The sequence below is a fragment of the Novosphingobium album (ex Hu et al. 2023) genome (assembly GCF_022832385.1).
Taxonomy (GTDB): Bacteria; Pseudomonadota; Alphaproteobacteria; order Sphingomonadales; family Sphingomonadaceae; genus Novosphingobium; species Novosphingobium album.
Map to the genome: position 1 here is coordinate 124252 of NZ_JALHLE010000011.1, position 15582 is coordinate 139833.

The window sequence follows — 15582 nt, forward strand, 5'->3', positions numbered from 1 at the left end:
CGGGTCCGAATGGGCTAACTCCGGTTCAGATTGCACCGGTTAATAGCCCCGGTTCCGCAAGAATAGTGTTATAACAACAACGGGTTACATACAGATGGCCGACACCGTGAGCATGGTGCCGAACTCCGCACAGGCACTTGCAGCGACGCCGAACGACGACGCTCTGCCGCGCCGTTTCGCCGATTTCGACACTTTCTGCGAGGCACTCGACTACGCAGCGAAGGGCCTTCGCGGGTTCAATTTCCATGATCCGCGCGGCACGCTGACGCGTCCCTACCCCTTCAGCGAACTGCGTGAGGATGCGCTGGCCGTGGCCTATGCGCTGATCGCGCGCGGGGTGAAGCCGGGTGACCGCATTGCGCTCATCGCCGAGACCGGGCCGGACTTTGCAGCGCTGTTCTGCGCCACGGTCTATGCCGGTGCATGGCCGGTGCCACTGCCGCTGCCGACCAGCTTTGGCGGCAAGGACAACTATATCGAACAACTCGCCGTCCAGCTTTCCAGCTCGGACCCGATGATGCTGATCGGGCCGGACGAAATCGCGGCACTCACATCGGCCGCTGCCGAGCGCCAAGGCTGCGGTCATGCGATCTGGGCCGACTTCGCGACGAAGGACACGGCGCCCTGCGAATTGCCGGTCCTCAGCCCGGACGACATCTGTTACCTGCAGTATTCGAGCGGTTCGACCCGCTTCCCGCACGGCGTCGCCGTGACGCACCGCCAATTGCTCGCCAACCTCGCCGCGCACAGCCATGGCATGCAGTTCACCGAGAGCGACCGCTGCATCTCGTGGCTGCCATGGTATCACGACATGGGCCTTGTCGGCTGCTTCCTGTCGATGATCGCCAACCAGGTCTCTACCGACTACCTCAAGACCGAAGACTTCGCCCGCCGCCCTCTCGCCTGGCTCGACATGATCAGCCGCAATCCGGGCAACTCGTGCTCCTATTCGCCCACCTTCGGCTATGACATCTGCGCGCGGCGAATTTCCAGCCAGAGCAACGTGGCGGACCGGTTCGACCTTTCGCGCTGGCGGATCGCGGGCAACGGAGCGGACATGATCCGGCCAGACGTGATGCAGAGCTTCGTCAATGCCTTTGCCGACGCCGGCTTCAAGGCCGCCGCGTTCCTGCCGAGCTACGGCCTTGCCGAAGCGACGCTGGCGGTCACCATCATGCCCCCGGGCGAAGGCATCCGTGTCGAGCTGGTCGAGGAAGAGCGCCTTTCCGGCTCCCCGCGCGATCTGTCACGCCCGGCCCGCTACCGCGCCATCGTCAATTGCGGCAAGCCGGTGAAGGACATGGAAGTCGTGATCCGCGGCGAAAAGGGCGAGACGCTGGGCGATCACAAGATCGGCAAGGTCTGGTGCCGCGGCACCAGCGTGATGCACTCCTACTTCCGCGATCCCGAAGCGACCGCCGAATGCATGGTCGATGGGTGGCTGGACACCGGCGACATGGGCTACATGGCCGACGGCTACCTGTTCATCGTCGGCCGCGCCAAGGACATGATCATCATCAACGGCAAGAACCACTGGCCGCAGGATATCGAATGGGCCGTGGAACAGCTTCCCGGCTTCAACCACGGCGACATCGCGGCGTTCTCAGTGGAGATGGAAAACGGCGAGGAAACGCCTGCCGTGCTGGTTCACTGCCGCGTATCCGATCCGGACAAGCGCATCGAACTGCGCGACCAGATCCGCGACAAGGTTCGTTCGATCACCGGCATGAACTGCGTGGTCGAACTGGTGCCGCCCAAGAGTCTGCCGCGCACCAGCTCTGGCAAGCTCAGCCGCGCCAAGGCCAAGAAGCTTTACCTCTCGGGCGAGATCGAGCCCTTCAAGCTCGCCGCCTGAGCGGCATCGAGAGGTGACGAAAGGCGGGCCGGAGAGCGCAAGCTCTCCGGCCCGTTTCTTTTGGGAAAGTGGGACGGAGATCAGTCGCGGCCGGAACCGAAAGCCGCGATCTGCAGCAGGCCACCGGCAATCGCGATGTTCTTGAAAAAGTGGATAAACTGGTTCTGATCCGCCAGGTTGTTGTGAAAGAACACGGCAGTGGCGACGCTGAACAGCGCGATCACGGTAGCGACGGCACGCACGCGATATCCCGCGATCAGAAGCAGGCTGCCCACGATCTCCACCGCAATGGCACCGGCCAGAGCGAAAGCGGGCAGAGGCAAGCCTACCGACTGGATATAGGCGATCGAGCCCGCGGGATCGGCGATCTTGGAGAAGCCGCTGAGCAGGAAGATCGCGGCAATCAGTACGCGACCTGCGACAGGCAGCCACTTTTCCAGATTGGCAGCAATGGCGGGAAACTGGGTACGGGCAACAGTGGTCATAACGAATTCCTTTCCTGATGAGAGGCCTTCGGGAGTGCACCATGCGGCCCCTTGCCTCGACAGGTCAGAAACTGCTCCAGGAACATCATTCTAAATAGTGAGATAAAATTATCTCAAATGTTCAGCATTGTTGAAATGTACTTTGTGCAATTCCGCCTCAACGCGCCTTTAGTTCCCCATCCAGACGTTCGGCCAGCCGCAGGGCCAGCGCCACAAGCGTAAAGGTCGGGTTCGCCCAGCCCGCCGTCGGGAACACCGAACTGCCCGCCACGTGCAGGTTGGCCAGACCATGCACCCGGCAATGCGCGTCGACCACACCCGCCTTCGGATCGTCGCTCATGCGGGTCCCGCCCATGTGGTGGTAGCCGGCGATGGGGTGGTTGCCGACGGTGGGATCGACCGGCCAGTCGTTGCCCGCCTCCGCGATCCATTCGGTGGGCGTCACATGCCCCTGCCCCATGCGCTGCAGTTCCTCGCCAAACACGCGGGCGAAGACGCGGGCGGTGTGCTTGTCGAGCCCATCGAGCTGCCAGTCGAGGTCCGCCTGCCGTTCGCCAAGGGCGTTGCGCTTGTCTGACAGGACGATGCGGCTGTCCGGGTTGGGCGCCTGCTCGCCGCGGATGATCATGTAGAGGCCGGTCATGTCGGTATTGGCCATAGCCGCCTCCACTTTCTCGCGCACGGCGCGATGGAACCAGCCGCGCAGGCCGCGGTAGATGTGATCGAGCGTGCGGCCGGTGCGGTTCGGGTTCAGCGAATGTTTGATCGTGCCGTAGAGCTTGTTGCCCAGCGCCACGCCCTTTTCCGGCGGACGCTGCAGCTTGAAGGTGATGATCGAGTTCATCGCCCCTTCGGCTTCCTGCACCGCGTCGGACAGGCGCAGCACCGGCGCCAGCGGCGGGCCGGACTTCATGAAGCGCTTCTGGTAGGCGGCCCACAAGTCGAACGGGCGCGAAGTCTCCACCTTGCCGATGCGACCGGTGGGGTGCTCCATGAAGAAGCGTCCGAGCTGGTCGTGGGCATTGCCAAGGCCGCCTGCAATCACATCGTCGGACGCCATCATCAGCCGCACGTTCTCGATCGCACCGCAGGCGAGGACATAGTGCTTCGCCTTCAGCCGGGCCGACTGGCCGGTGAGCGTCCTGACCTCGACATGCTCGATCTCGGCGCCATTGGCGCTCGCCTGCACCTGCGTGGCATTGGCGTGAAGCACGATCGTCAGGTTCGGCGCGTCGATCAGGTCCTTCGTGCGCGCCTGCGCGAAACGTTCGGTCGCCTCGTCGAAGCGCCAGAGGTCGGTCGCCAGCTTTTCTGGATCGAAACCCTGATCGGGAATGCCGCAGAGCCGGTAGGCATCGTCCCACTCGAACGGGCCGATTTCGAAGATGTCCTGCGCCTGCCGCCAGTAAGGCATGACGTCATCGCGCGTGATCGGCCAGCCCGAATGCGGCACCCAGCTGCGCCGGGCGAAGTCAATCTCGTCGAGCAGCGCGCAGCGCCCACCCCAGATCGACACCGTGCCGCCGAAGAAGCGCAGGCGCGATTCCTCCAGCGGGTAGTAGTCGTGGCCGATGTTCGCCCCATCGTAGAGCGCCTGCGTCTTTTCCTCGAAATCCATGCCGCCGCTTTCGGCAAGGCACACCTGATGGCCCGCACGCATCAGTTCGCGCGCGAGCGTCACGCCCGCCGCGCCGGCGCCGATCACGCAGACGTCGAACTGCTTTCCGGCAAGGGCTTCGGGGCTTTTCTGGAGATCAACGAGCATCGAAAGTCTGGTCCCACCAGCAGGAGAACATGGCGATCGCGTAGAGGATGCGCCCGTGATTGGCCACGCCTGCGGCATGTTCGGTGAACAACTGATGCACCGCGTCCTCGCGCAGATAGCCGCTTTTCGAAGCGCCGCTGGAGATCCATGCCTCCTGCGCGAACGAAGCGAAACCGCCGCTGAACCATTCGGCGAAGGGCAGCTGGAACCCCAGCTTGCGTTCGTCCAGCGCGCCGGGGAAGAGCCAGGGCTCCACTGCCTTGCGCAGGGCATACTTGCCGACCTTGCCGCGCAGCTTCATGTCGCGGGGCATCGTCAGCGCCCAGTCGACCAGCTTGTGGCTGAGAAACGGCACCCGAGCCTCGAGCGAATGCGCCATGGAGCCCCGGTCGGTGCGGTTAAGCAGCGAGGCGGGCATGTGGACGGTCAGGTCTGCCAGCATGAACTGCGAAAGCGGATCGAGATCGCGCGCGCCGCTCCACCCGAAATATTCGCGCTCCAGATCGGCAAACGGATGACCGCTTTCCTGCCGCGCATGGAAACCGGGCTCGTACAGGTCCTCGCGCACCCACGGGGTGGAAATCTGCGTGCCCTGGAAGAAGCGCTGGTAATTGTTCTCCAGCATCGCCGACTGACGGAACCGCCGCGCATTCTGGCGCAGGTAGTTGAGCCGCTTGCTACCCATGCCGGGCACATGGTCGATGGCGGCCAGAACCGGCTCCAGCATCCGCAGCAGCGGCCCGGTCCGTGCCGCTGCCAGTGCGGTGCGCTGACGCTTGTACCCGGCGAAGATTTCGTCCGAGCCCTCGCCGCAGAGCACGACTTTCACGTGCTCGGCCGCGAGTTTCGAAAGGTGCCACACCGGCACGGCGGCCGTGGCGGCGCAGGGCTCGTCATGGCTGCGCTGCACTTCGGGCAGCATGATCCCGGCGTCCTGCGGCTGGAGCGGCAGAGTGATGTGCTCGCAGCCAAGGTGCATGGCAATGCGCGCGGCGGCCTCGGTCTCGTCGATCGAGGTGCCCGGAAAGCCCATGGTGAAGGCCTTGACCGGCGCGATGGCATGCTCCGCCATGGCCGCGACGACCGCACTCGAATCCACGCCGCCCGACAGGAAAGCACCGACCGTCACGTCCGCCAGCATGTGGCGCTTCGTGGTCTCCGAAACCCAGGTCTGCGTCTGCTCGATCCACTCGGCCTCGGACAGGCCCTCGGTGACCTTGAATTGGGGGCGCCAGAACTGGCGAACGTCGGGCTCACCCTCCGGGCCGATGTGGAGCACGTGACCGGGAGGTAGAGTCTTCACTTCGTTCCAGATCGAGCGCGGTTTCTGCACGTGCCCGAACATGAAGAAATCATGCACGCCGCGCTCGCAGACGGTGAAGTCGAGCGCCCCGCCATCGGCCGAATACATCGCCCGCAAGGTGCGGATTTCCGAACCGAAGGCGATCCCGCCCCGCTGCAGCGTGTAGTACACCGGCTTGATCCCCAGCGGATCGCGCGCAAGCACCAGACGGCGCTCCTTCACGTCCCAGATGGCAAGGCCGTACATGCCCTCCAGCTTCGGCCAGGCCTCGTCGCCCCAGCGCACGTAGGCGGCGAGGATCGTCTCGGTGTCGCCGTGAGTAGAGAACTTCCAGCCCCAGTCGGCCAGTTCCGCGCGCAGGTCCGGGAAGTTGTAGACCTCGCCGTTGAAGACGATGGCCCAGCGCCCGTCGGCCGAGAACATCGGCTGGTGCCCGCCTTCCAGATCGACGATCGACAGGCGGCGGTGGCCCAGCCCCAGATCACCGTCGATGTGGATGCCTTCGTCGTCGGGTCCGCGATGGACGATAGTCTGGCAGGCCCGCACGATAGCCTCGCGCGGCACCGGCCTGCCGCCGCGCCTGTACCAGCCGGTTATGCCGCACATGGGCCCCTCATTGTCGCCGCCATGATTATGGCGGTTCCGTTACAAGGGAGTGGGGATCAGGAAAAGGCCTTGGCTTCGTTCCCATCCTGCCACCGTGGATAAGGCGGCAGAAGGATCAGCAGCGCGCCGCCCAAGGTGCACCCGACGACGCCAAGCCACAGGAAAGGGCCATAGCCTCCCATGGTATCGTAAATACGCCCTGCCACGAACGGCCCAAGCCCCGACCCCAGCGCCACAAGCGCCGACATCACGCCGTAGATCGAACCGAAATTGCGCATTCCGGCAAAGCCCACGGTCAGGAAGGCACAAATCTGCATCTTGGTCCCCGCCGCGTAACCGTTGATGACGACGGCCACTATCACCGCCGTCGTCGATTCGATGAATCGGTCTAGCATGAAGAACGTCACGGCCGTTACGCCCATGGTCAGGCCCCCGATCCAGTTCGGGCGGAACCGGTCGAGCAGCGAACCGGTGGCCAGCTTGCCGACGACGCCGGCGATGCCGCCCAGCGACATCATCCATGCCGCCGTCTCGCGCGGGACTCCGCTTTCAGTGAGGATCGGGAACAGGTGGATTCCCAGCCCGATCGTGAGCAGCATGACGACGAAGGTAGACGCGGCCACCATCCACAGCGCCGGACTGCGCAAGGCCTGCGCCTTGGTCAGCCCGGGCAGCGACACACTACCGCGTGCGCTAGCCTCCTCGCCCCGGCTGGCAGCGGCGCGCGCATGGCGATCGTGCGCGTCGTAGAGAAACAGCCAGCACAGCAGTAGCGTCAATCCGCCCCAGCCCGCGCTCAGCCAGAAGAAGGCGCCGCGCCAGCCGGTCGTCGCGATCAGCCAATTGCCGAGCGGCGGCACCACCGTCTGCGCGATCGCGGTGCCCGCAACGACGATCCCCAGTGCAAGCCCGCGCCCCTTTTCGAAGACACCCGCCACTGCCGTCGTCCAGATCGTCGACTTGATCGAGGTGAGGATCAGCCCGAACAGCGCCCACATCAGCAACCATTGCGTGCGGCTGCCGTCCGCCAGTCCGAACATGGCCGTGCCCGCCATGGTGATAACGATGCCGGGAAGCGCGAGACGGCGCGAACCGAAGCGGTCGATCATCGCGCCGTAGAAGGGCGAGAGCAGCGCGGTGACCCCGGTGGCGATTGCGGGCCCGGCGGACAGCACCGACTTGTCCCAGCCGAACTCGCGATTGAGCGGCTCCATGAACAGCCCGACCGCCGACAGCAGCACCGAGAAAAAGGAGAATCCGATTGCCGATGCCAGCACCAGCGTCCAGCCCGACGACCATTCCTGCGCCTGCGTTCTCGCGCTGCCTTCCATCCGGACAAGTCCTCCCTATCAGGCACAGCCTAGATGGGAGTGACAAATTGGCAATCTGCCCGGCACCAGCCCCGCCCCGGCGATGGCCCGTGTGCCTCAGAGCTTGCGGTGGAGTTCCAGATAGTCCCGCGGAATGCGCAGGCTGGCGGCCGCGATCTGGGTCTCGCGCAGGAACAGCACCAGCCCCACCATCAGCAGCGTCAGCGCGGCAATGAAGGTTCCCGCCGCCACCAGCCGGATTTCGGTGCCCACCAGTTCTTCCAGAAACAACAGGAATACCGTGGTGCCAATGAACAGCCCGCTCAGCACCAGCAAACGCATGGCGATGCCGATCAGCCGGATCCGGTCATCGACTGTCCGGATCTCCAGAACGACAAGGTCGTGTTCGGCCTCCATCGTCGAAGCGTAGCGGTCCTGCAGCACCCGTGCCCGGTCAACGACGCGGCTAAGGCGGGTCGTCAGCAGGTTGAGGATATTGCCGATCGCCACCAGCATGAACACCGGGGCAAGCGCGAGCTGGATGGTCTGGGCGATCATGACGCCCTTGCTCCTATCAGGCAGCGCAGGCTCTGGCGAGCAGGCATACGCCGTCTTCAGCGAATGCAACGTCCCGCAAAGCGGGAGCGAGCGCGCAACTGCCCGGTGCAATGGTTTCACCGGCCACCTGTACCACGCCCTCGCGCGGGATCACCAGCAAGGGACCGGGGTAACGCCTCGAGATTTCCTCCGACGGAATCCCCTCGACCTGATCGAGCAGGAACAGCGGCCCATCAACAAGCACCTGCGTCCCGCGCGGCGGGACCGTCTTGTGCCACGCGGTGAGATCGTAAGTCTCTCCCCTGGAAACGGCCACGCCCTCTTCCAGGTGCAGCTCGCGCGGGCGGCCATAATCGAACAGCCGATAAGTGATGTCGGAGTTCTGCTGTACTTCGATCAGGCTGACGCCCGCGCCGATGGCATGAACGGTGTTTGCAGGGATGTAGAAGAAGTCCCCCGGTTTCACATCATGCCAGGTCATCAAGCCTTCGATGGAGCCGTCCAACGCTGCCGTACGCATTGCATCGTCGCCCATCGCGCAGTCAAAACCGATGCCCAGCGTCGCACCAGGTTCGGCGGCCACAATCAGCCAGCACTCTTCCTTGCCCTGCCGGCCGATCCCCTTCGACAGCGTCTGCGCATCGGAAGGGTGGACCTGCACCGAGAGCTTTTCGCTGGTGAAGATATATTTCACCAGCAGGTCGGGCAATTGCTCGGGCGGCTCAAACCAGATCTCGCCGATGCGCTGCCCGGCAGGCGCGGCAAAGGGACACGGGAGCACCTCCTTGCCCCATGGCTTTTCCACGTGCCGAATCGGAAGTGCGCCCACTACGCAAGTTCCCTCACTGGTTCACTGCACCGTCCAGCTTGCCCACCTTCTGCACGCCGGTCACAGTCGTGATCATCACGTCGTTGCCATCGACGACGACGATGACGTCTTCGAGGCCGATCACCGATACGCGCGGGCCGTCGCTGTCGATCAGGACATTGCGGCAATCGACAAGCTCGGCTCTGACGTTCCCGCGCACGGAATTGCCATTGGCATCGCGTGGCAGTGCTTCGTGAAGCGCGTGCCAGTTACCGATGTCGGACCAGCCCATATTCACCGGAACCATCGCGGCGCGCTTCGTGTTCTCCATCACCGCGTAGTCTACGGAATCGCTTTCGACCGAGGCGAATGTTTCGGCATCGGGATGGAACCGCCTTCCATCCACGGCACCCTTGGCAACTGCGGCCGCGACAGTCGAGGCGATCTGCGGACGATGAGCCGCCAGGTCGCTCAGGAAATCCTTTACCCGGAACGCGAAGATACCGCCGTTCCAGGCATATCCGCCTTCCGCAAGGAAGCTCTGGGCCCGTGCAAGATCCGGCTTCTCGACAAAGCGGGCAGTAAGATAGCCGCCCCCCTCGATCGGCTCGCCACGCTTGAGGTAACCGAATCCGGTTTCCGGCGCGGTCGCCTCGATCCCGAAGGAGACCAGCCAGCCGTCACGTGCCAGATCGGCAGCACGAAGCGCGGCATCTGCGAAGGCCTGCGCGTCCGCGATGTGATGATCGCTGGGACAAATCAGCATAACGGCGTCTTCCGGAAGGCGGCAGGCCGCCAAGGCGATGGCTGCCGCCGTGTTCCTGGCCGAAGGCTCGACAATGATCTCCGCCCCATCGACAGGCCCCAACTGCTGCTCGACATGATCGAGATGCATTTGCCCCGTCACAACGACAGGAGGCGCAAAGCCGAGATTAGCCGGGCACCGTGCCAGTGCAGCCTCGAACAGAGTGCTGTTACCTACGAGCGGTAGAAATGGCTTCGGCTTGCTTGCCCGGCTACGCGGCCAGAGGCGCGTTCCGCTGCCACCACACAGGATTACAGGAACGATAATCGGCATTTCCCCCGCTTTGATAGTGGGCATTCGAAGTACTGCAGCTATTACCGCCAACAGGTTTCAATGCAACGCCCCCTCAGGCTACCTCCCTCACCTTAATGGCTAGAACGGCCTTTGCATTCAGTAGAACCATCGCTGGCGCCATCGGTAGATCGCATCGACCGGATTTCCTTGTGCGTCCGTAGCGGGCCGGAAACGAAAGCGTTTCGTGGCAAGATCGCAGGTAATGCGATCGGCCTCCGTGTCGGGACTGGGGCGCACGACCCGGCATGCCTTGACGCGGCCATCCGTGCCAACCGTCAGATCAATGGTGACCGAAGCTCCGATCCGAAGGCCGCGACTGGCACGTGGGTAGTCCTTCGCTGAATTGATATCCCCCCTGACCTTGACCGTAGGCGCCGACTGACCTCCTCCACCCTGTCCAGTCCCTCCCGTGCCGCCGCCCGTGCCCATGCCCGTTCCTGAAGCACCTGTGCCCCCGCCATCATCGCGGGCACCGGCGGTATTTTCATCTCTGGTGCCCGCAACCGGCGGGGCCTGAGTCGGCTTGAACGCAATGGATGCTTCGGGAGCAGCAGCTTCCCGCGGCTGCGCTTTGCGCCCCGGCGCCCCCGCAGCCCCCTGCTCAACCGGAAGCGCAGCGCTTGGCGAGGGAGACGGGGCGGGTTCCGGTAGCGACGGCGGAAGCGAAACGAAAAATGCTTGCGTCACGCTGTCGACGACGCTGGCGGCAAACCGGGGCGTAAAGGCGCGGATCAGGCCTGCGACGAGCACCAGATGCACAAGCAGCACCAAGGCTGCCACACTCAGCCGCTTGCGGCGTTCCATGCGGAAATCGGCCTGCGTCATGTTGCAGCCATGCCATGGCGACCCATGACACGGCAACGACGCACTTTGACAAGTGCAGCAGCACAATGCATTCCAATTTCAGAACAATTATTCATTATTTCGACAATATGGGAGGCCACAAACATGGGCACGTTCGAACCGCTTCGTTGCCAGCACCGCGACGTTACCATGGAAGGATTCGTCATAGGGCCCGGTCAGGGGACAACGCGGGGGACTATCCTGATGTTTCCGGGCGCCACCGGCCCCGGCCACAGCTTTCGCAACGCGATGCGCGAACTGGCTGACCTTGGCTATCTCACCGTCGGCATAGACATGTACGGCATCTGCGCAGACATCTCGAGCCCGCAAGCGGCTGGAGGATATTTCGCGGCGCTGATGGCCGATCCCGTCCTGCTGCGCGAGCGTGTCGTCGCCTGGTTCGAGACAGTACGAGATCTTCCCGGCGTCGACCCGCATCACATGGCCGCGATCGGCTACTGCTTCGGCGGGAAGTGCGTGCTGGAACTCGCCCGCAGCGGCGCTGCCATCGCCTGCGTGACAAGTTATCATGGACTGTTGACGACCCATGCTCCGGCCCGCCCGGGCGAAGTGCGAGCCGAGATCGCCGTGTGGTCCGGAGGGCACGATCCCTACGCACCTGCCGCGGATCTGGACGCATTGCGCGCAGAACTCGATGGAGCAGAGGCCAGCTATCAGATCACGCTGTTCTCCAAAGCCCAACACTCATTCACAGATCCTGATCACGACGGAGTCGCAGAAGGTATCGCCTATGATCCCCTTGCCCACCGAATTGCCTGGAGCGGCACGTTGGCGATGCTGGCCGAGAAGATCGGCCAGTAGACTTCCCGAAGGGTGTTACTCGTACGTCACAGTACGTCACATAAATTCATTCTTACGACATTAAATTCGACATATAGAACGTATCTGCTTCACTTTTGCTTGCATCCCAAAGCGACTCCAGTAGTCTGCACATCAACGAAAAACGAAGGATGCCGGCAACCGGCACATCGGGATTGAGGAAGCTGAAGGGAGACATGGGGGGAATCCGCCTGAACGCGGATTGCGCCAATCCATACACTCCACAAAGCTAATCGAAGGAAGCGGACCGTGAAAGGCGGCCGTCCGATGTTCCTGTTGCTGTTGCGTGAGAACAGAGTTTCCGGAGGGAGAGAGAAGACCATGCTGGCGAGGAATTTCAAATCTGCATTGATGCTTGGAGTTGCATTTGCGGGAACGTCGGTTGCGATGCCCGCACTTGCGCAGAGTTCGTCGGCGGCCAATCCCGACGAAATCATCGTCACGGCCCGCCGCGTCGAGGAACGCCTGCAGGACGTTCCCATTTCCATGACGGTTTACAGCGGGGATCAGATCGAAAAGCGAAACATCGCAGTCGCGTCAGACCTAGCGCTGACGACGCCCTCGCTGTCAGTCAACACCCGCTACGGACCTGAAAAGGCGACCTTCTCGCTCCGCGGCTTCAACCAGGACGCTGCCGCAGCACCGACCGTGGGCGTCTATTTTGCCGACGTCGTGGGCGTGCGCGCGCAAGGCGGCACCGCAGGCGGCAACACTGTTCCGGCAGGCGCTTTCACGGACCTGCAGAACGTGCAGATACTGAAAGGCCCGCAAGGCACCCTGTTCGGGCGCAACACCACGGGCGGCGCCGTGCTGCTGGTTCCGGCAAAGCCGACCGACCTGCTGGAAGCCTCCATCGAAGGCACATACGGCAACTACGACCAGAAGCGCGTCCAGGCCATGTTCAACGTGCCACTGGCCGACACCTTCAAGGTGCGCCTGGCGGTCGATCGCAACAAGCGCGACGGCTATATGAAGAATCACTCGGGCACCGGCCCCGACGCCTATAACGATGTCGACTATACCTATGTCCGCCTGGGCATCGTCGCGGACCTTACCCCCGATCTCGAAAACTACACGCTCTTCCATTACAGCGATTCCGACACCAACGGCTACGCGTCGCATTATGAAGACTGCAATCCCGCCGCACCGGGTCTGGGCGCGTTCACGACGCTGGCGTGTTCGGCACAAATTGCCCGGCAAACGGCGCGCGGGGACGGTCAGCTCGATGTCGATGTCGGGTTCGCTGACCCGCGCATTCACCTCAGGACGTGGCAGGTAATCAACACCACGACGTGGCAGGCCAGCGACACGCTCACGATCAAGAACATCGCCAGCTACGGCGAATACCGCGAGCAGGCCGCGTTCTCGCTCTACAGCGACAACTTCACGGTTCCCGGCACCACCACACCCTTCCAGTACATCACGCTGGGCATTCAACCGGGCCACGATGCTGCCGCGGAAAGCACTGCAACCGAGGAACTGCAGCTCCAAGGCCGTTCTGCCGACGGCAAATTCAACTTCGTGGTCGGCGGTTACCTCGAATTCAGCCGCCCCATCGGCTACAACCAGCAGCGCACCGGTATTTATGGCAATTGCACGGATCCGGGAACGCTGAGCTGCGTCGGCGGCCTGCCGTTCATCCCGCTGCCGGCAAATGCCCTGTTCACCGGCTCGCCGGCGATGACGCTGGCTGGTGCGATCATTTCGGAATCGCGCACCCGGCTTGCTTTCGACAACCACGGCATATTCGCGCAGGGAACCTACAACTTCTCCGACCAGTTCGCGCTGACCGTCGGCGGCCGCTGGACCTTCGACACGATCAACGGTTATGCGGAAAGCAATCGCTACACTTATGGCACGCTTCCGGCCTATCTCGGCGGATCAACGGTCCTGTTTGCGCGAAGCTGCAACGACAGCCTGAACCACCCGACTGTCAACCTGATCACGAACGGCGGTGATACCTCTGCCTGCGGCACACACATCACCAACAAGTCGAACAAGCCGACATGGCTGATCGACCTCGACTACAAGCCGACGCCGGACATGCTGTTCTACGCCAAGTATGCCCGCGGCTACCGGCAGGGCGCCGTGAACTTCACGAACCCTGGCATCGAGACAGTGGGGCCGGAACGGGTCGATGCCTATGAAATTGGCAGCAAGGTGACCGTGCGCGGCTCGATCCCAGGCTACTTCAACATCGCGCTTTTCTACAACGATTTCCAGGATCAGCAGATTTTCGGCGCGCTGATCCCCAAGGCATCGTCAGGTCTTGCAGGCGGTGCCGCGTTGATCAACGCGGGCAAGTCGGTGATCAAGGGGATCGAGGTCGACACCGGCTTCACCCTCTTCAATCACCTGCGTCTGACGGCCGGATATACCTATCTGGACACCAAGCTTAAGTCATTGGTCGTACCCACGTTGTCGGCAGACAGTCCGTTCGCTGCCATTCTCCCGAACGGGGACGTTGGCGGTTCGCTGACTTATTCGCCAAAGCACAAGGTTTCGCTTGGCGCAGACTTCACAGCAGAACTTGGCGACTTCGCCGGGTTCAACGCCAGCGCGCTGTGGACCTACACGGCCAAGCAGATGGCTGACAGCGTGGCCGTGCTGCCAAGCTACAGCCTGCTCAACTTGAACGCCGGCCTGACAAACATCGGCGGCACCGGCTTCGATGTCACGGTGTTCGCGCAGAACGTGACAAACAAGAAGTATCGCGTCGCCTCAGGTGGCGGCTGGAACTCTTCGGGCATCCTCGACTTCATGTACGGTGCCCCGCGCATGTACGGCATCCGCCTGAAGTACAACTTCGGACAATAAGCCATAAAAGACCCGCATCCTGCGAGATGCGGGTCACAATCCGGCTGCCGAGCCGACTGAAAGGCCACGCTTTCCCAGGGAAGCGTGGCCCTTTTGCTGTGCTTTGCTTTGTGGGACGCGTCAGGAAATGCCCAGCAATCCGAAGCTGCCGTGCCGCATCACCGCCCTTCCCAGCCGGTCGGTGAACTGCACGATGACCGGCGGATCGACCCGCCGGGTGATCGACCAGAGGTAATAGCCGTAAGTCACCCCCTCCCGGTATTGCGCCCAGGCCTCCTCCGCGTCCGGCATCGCCATGCCATGGCCGCGCATCATCGCCAGGTATTCATCCAGCAGACGCCGCTCTTCGGCCTCGGCGGTTTCCACCGGCAGCACGGCATTGATGTGATAGGCGACATCGAGCGCCCAGCCGCCGCGCTGGAGTAATTGCCAGTCGATCACGCCCATGCCTTCGGTGGTGCGAAAGATGTTCCCGGCATGGGCATCGCCATGGATCAAGAACTGCGGCCGGGCCCCGTCGCGGTCCGCCAGCGCCTTGATCGCGGCGACGAGGTTCTGCGCGCTGCGCACATCAGGCAAGAGATTGTCGCCGCGCGGGCCGTCGAGCAGTTCCTGCAGCATTTCGGGCGTGACGTAAGTCATCTTCGCCAGTTCCGCTGCGCGGGGCCGGATCCAGCCGGCGCCGCCGAGAAACGCACTCTTCGCGTGAAGTCTTGAAAGCTGATCCAGACTCATCAGCGCGTCGTCGGCAGTGAAGGGATCGAGCGCGGAACAGAAGGTGGCGCCATCGACGATCAGATCGCGCATCACCGTCACTGCCTGCTGCGCCTCACGGTCAATGACCGTCGCTACCGCCGTCGGCACGCGCATGTCGAGGACAGGCGCCACTTTCCCATAGAAATCCGCCTCCAGCACGCAAGTCGGCCCGCCGCGTGCCGTCATGGCGTCGACGTCCAGCAACCCCTTCAGGCAGAAGTTGGCCATCAGCCCGTCGGCGAAGGTAACGGCAAAGCGCACCTTGGTGGCGACCGTGCGGATCACTTCCACCTGCTCGACGGCAGCAACGGCGCTGCCGCCGGAATATTCGGACAGCACCTGTGTCAGCCAGGCCGGATCGAGTGCCTCGGCCAACGTCGCGGGAACTGCAACCTTCGGCTCGGACGGACGGGCGTGGCTCGGAACTTCAGACATGCATCTCCCTTTCCGGTGTTTCTCGGATTCTGCTGAACCCCACCTTGACGTAATTCGCTATTTCGGTCCATCATTCATAATAGAGAATTATTGACGTGCCGT

12 protein-coding genes are annotated in these 15582 nt (G+C 63.0%); 3 read left to right on the forward strand and 9 right to left on the reverse strand.

Annotated features, from left to right (window positions below; translation table 11 throughout):
• Positions 1-94 precede the first annotated feature (94 nt).
• The gene (locus MTR64_RS09545) at positions 95-1855 is read left to right on the forward strand and encodes a fatty acyl-AMP ligase (protein ID WP_243993189.1); all 1761 of its coding nucleotides are present in this window, start codon (positions 95-97) and stop codon (positions 1853-1855) included.
• 80 nt (positions 1856-1935) lie between these two features.
• On the opposite strand, the gene MTR64_RS09550 is transcribed toward MTR64_RS09545, so the two are convergent.
• The 8 genes from MTR64_RS09550 to MTR64_RS09585 form a co-directional block, all read right to left on the reverse strand.
• Positions 1936-2340: a DoxX family protein gene (locus tag MTR64_RS09550; RefSeq protein ID WP_243993191.1), complete on the reverse strand. Its 405-nt coding sequence runs from the start codon at positions 2338-2340 to the stop codon at positions 1936-1938.
• A 157-nt stretch (positions 2341-2497) separates the two neighbouring features.
• Positions 2498-4105 (reverse strand): FAD-dependent oxidoreductase, encoded by a 1608-nt coding sequence (locus tag MTR64_RS09555; protein ID WP_243993193.1) that lies wholly within the window; start codon positions 4103-4105, stop codon positions 2498-2500.
• Positions 4095-6014, reverse strand: coding sequence for an asparagine synthase (glutamine-hydrolyzing) (gene asnB, locus MTR64_RS09560; RefSeq protein ID WP_243993195.1), 1920 nt, complete (start codon positions 6012-6014; stop codon positions 4095-4097). Before asnB ends, MTR64_RS09555 begins: the two co-directional genes overlap by 11 nt.
• 56 nt (positions 6015-6070) lie before the next feature.
• Positions 6071-7345 carry an MFS transporter gene (locus MTR64_RS09565; protein ID WP_243993197.1) on the reverse strand — a complete coding sequence of 425 codons (1275 nt, stop codon included), beginning with the start codon at positions 7343-7345 and terminating at the stop codon, positions 6071-6073.
• A 96-nt stretch (positions 7346-7441) separates the two neighbouring features.
• Complete coding sequence (locus tag MTR64_RS09570) at positions 7442-7882, reverse strand: DUF2721 domain-containing protein (protein WP_243993199.1); 441 nt, start codon at positions 7880-7882, stop codon at positions 7442-7444.
• Between the two features lie 16 nt (positions 7883-7898).
• Positions 7899-8687, reverse strand: a complete 789-nt coding sequence (locus tag MTR64_RS09575; RefSeq protein WP_327194263.1) for a class I mannose-6-phosphate isomerase — start codon at positions 8685-8687, stop codon at positions 7899-7901.
• A 37-nt stretch (positions 8688-8724) separates the two neighbouring features.
• Positions 8725-9768 carry a mannose-1-phosphate guanylyltransferase gene (locus MTR64_RS09580; RefSeq protein ID WP_243993300.1) on the reverse strand — a complete coding sequence of 348 codons (1044 nt, stop codon included), beginning with the start codon at positions 9766-9768 and terminating at the stop codon, positions 8725-8727.
• Positions 9769-9885: 117 nt separating this feature from the next.
• A complete protein-coding gene (locus MTR64_RS09585; protein ID WP_243993202.1) occupies positions 9886-10614 on the reverse strand; it encodes a TonB family protein in 729 nt (242 codons plus the stop codon).
• A gap of 123 nt (positions 10615-10737) precedes the next feature.
• On the opposite strand from MTR64_RS09585, the gene MTR64_RS09590 reads away from it, so the two are divergent.
• Together MTR64_RS09590 and MTR64_RS09595 are read left to right on the forward strand one after the other, a co-directional pair.
• Positions 10738-11454 (forward strand): dienelactone hydrolase family protein, encoded by a 717-nt coding sequence (locus MTR64_RS09590; RefSeq protein WP_243993204.1) that lies wholly within the window; start codon positions 10738-10740, stop codon positions 11452-11454.
• Between the two features lie 405 nt (positions 11455-11859).
• Positions 11860-14289: a TonB-dependent receptor gene (locus MTR64_RS09595; RefSeq protein WP_243993206.1), complete on the forward strand. Its 2430-nt coding sequence runs from the start codon at positions 11860-11862 to the stop codon at positions 14287-14289.
• Positions 14290-14409: 120 nt separating this feature from the next.
• On the opposite strand, the gene MTR64_RS09600 is transcribed toward MTR64_RS09595, so the two are convergent.
• Positions 14410-15480, reverse strand: a complete 1071-nt coding sequence (locus MTR64_RS09600; RefSeq protein WP_243993209.1) for an aminoglycoside phosphotransferase family protein — start codon at positions 15478-15480, stop codon at positions 14410-14412.
• Between the last annotated feature and the right edge of the window lie 102 nt (positions 15481-15582).

Bases quoted from the DNA above. Each gene is read 5' to 3' on its own strand.
- MTR64_RS09545 (WP_243993189.1), top strand. From the start codon at position 95: ATGGCCGACACCGTGAGCATGGTGCCGAACTCCGCACAGGCACTTGCA.
- MTR64_RS09550 (WP_243993191.1), bottom strand. From the start codon at position 2,340: ATGACCACTGTTGCCCGTACCCAGTTTCCCGCCATTGCTGCCAATCTG.
- MTR64_RS09555 (WP_243993193.1), bottom strand. From the start codon at position 4,105: ATGCTCGTTGATCTCCAGAAAAGCCCCGAAGCCCTTGCCGGAAAGCAG.
- asnB (WP_243993195.1), bottom strand. From the start codon at position 6,014: ATGTGCGGCATAACCGGCTGGTACAGGCGCGGCGGCAGGCCGGTGCCG.
- MTR64_RS09565 (WP_243993197.1), bottom strand. From the start codon at position 7,345: ATGGAAGGCAGCGCGAGAACGCAGGCGCAGGAATGGTCGTCGGGCTGG.
- MTR64_RS09570 (WP_243993199.1), bottom strand. From the start codon at position 7,882: ATGATCGCCCAGACCATCCAGCTCGCGCTTGCCCCGGTGTTCATGCTG.
- MTR64_RS09580 (WP_243993300.1), bottom strand. From the start codon at position 9,768: ATGCCGATTATCGTTCCTGTAATCCTGTGTGGTGGCAGCGGAACGCGC.
- MTR64_RS09585 (WP_243993202.1), bottom strand. From the start codon at position 10,614: ATGACGCAGGCCGATTTCCGCATGGAACGCCGCAAGCGGCTGAGTGTG.
- MTR64_RS09590 (WP_243993204.1), top strand. From the start codon at position 10,738: ATGGGCACGTTCGAACCGCTTCGTTGCCAGCACCGCGACGTTACCATG.
- MTR64_RS09595 (WP_243993206.1), top strand. From the start codon at position 11,860: ATGCCCGCACTTGCGCAGAGTTCGTCGGCGGCCAATCCCGACGAAATC.
- MTR64_RS09600 (WP_243993209.1), bottom strand. From the start codon at position 15,480: ATGTCTGAAGTTCCGAGCCACGCCCGTCCGTCCGAGCCGAAGGTTGCA.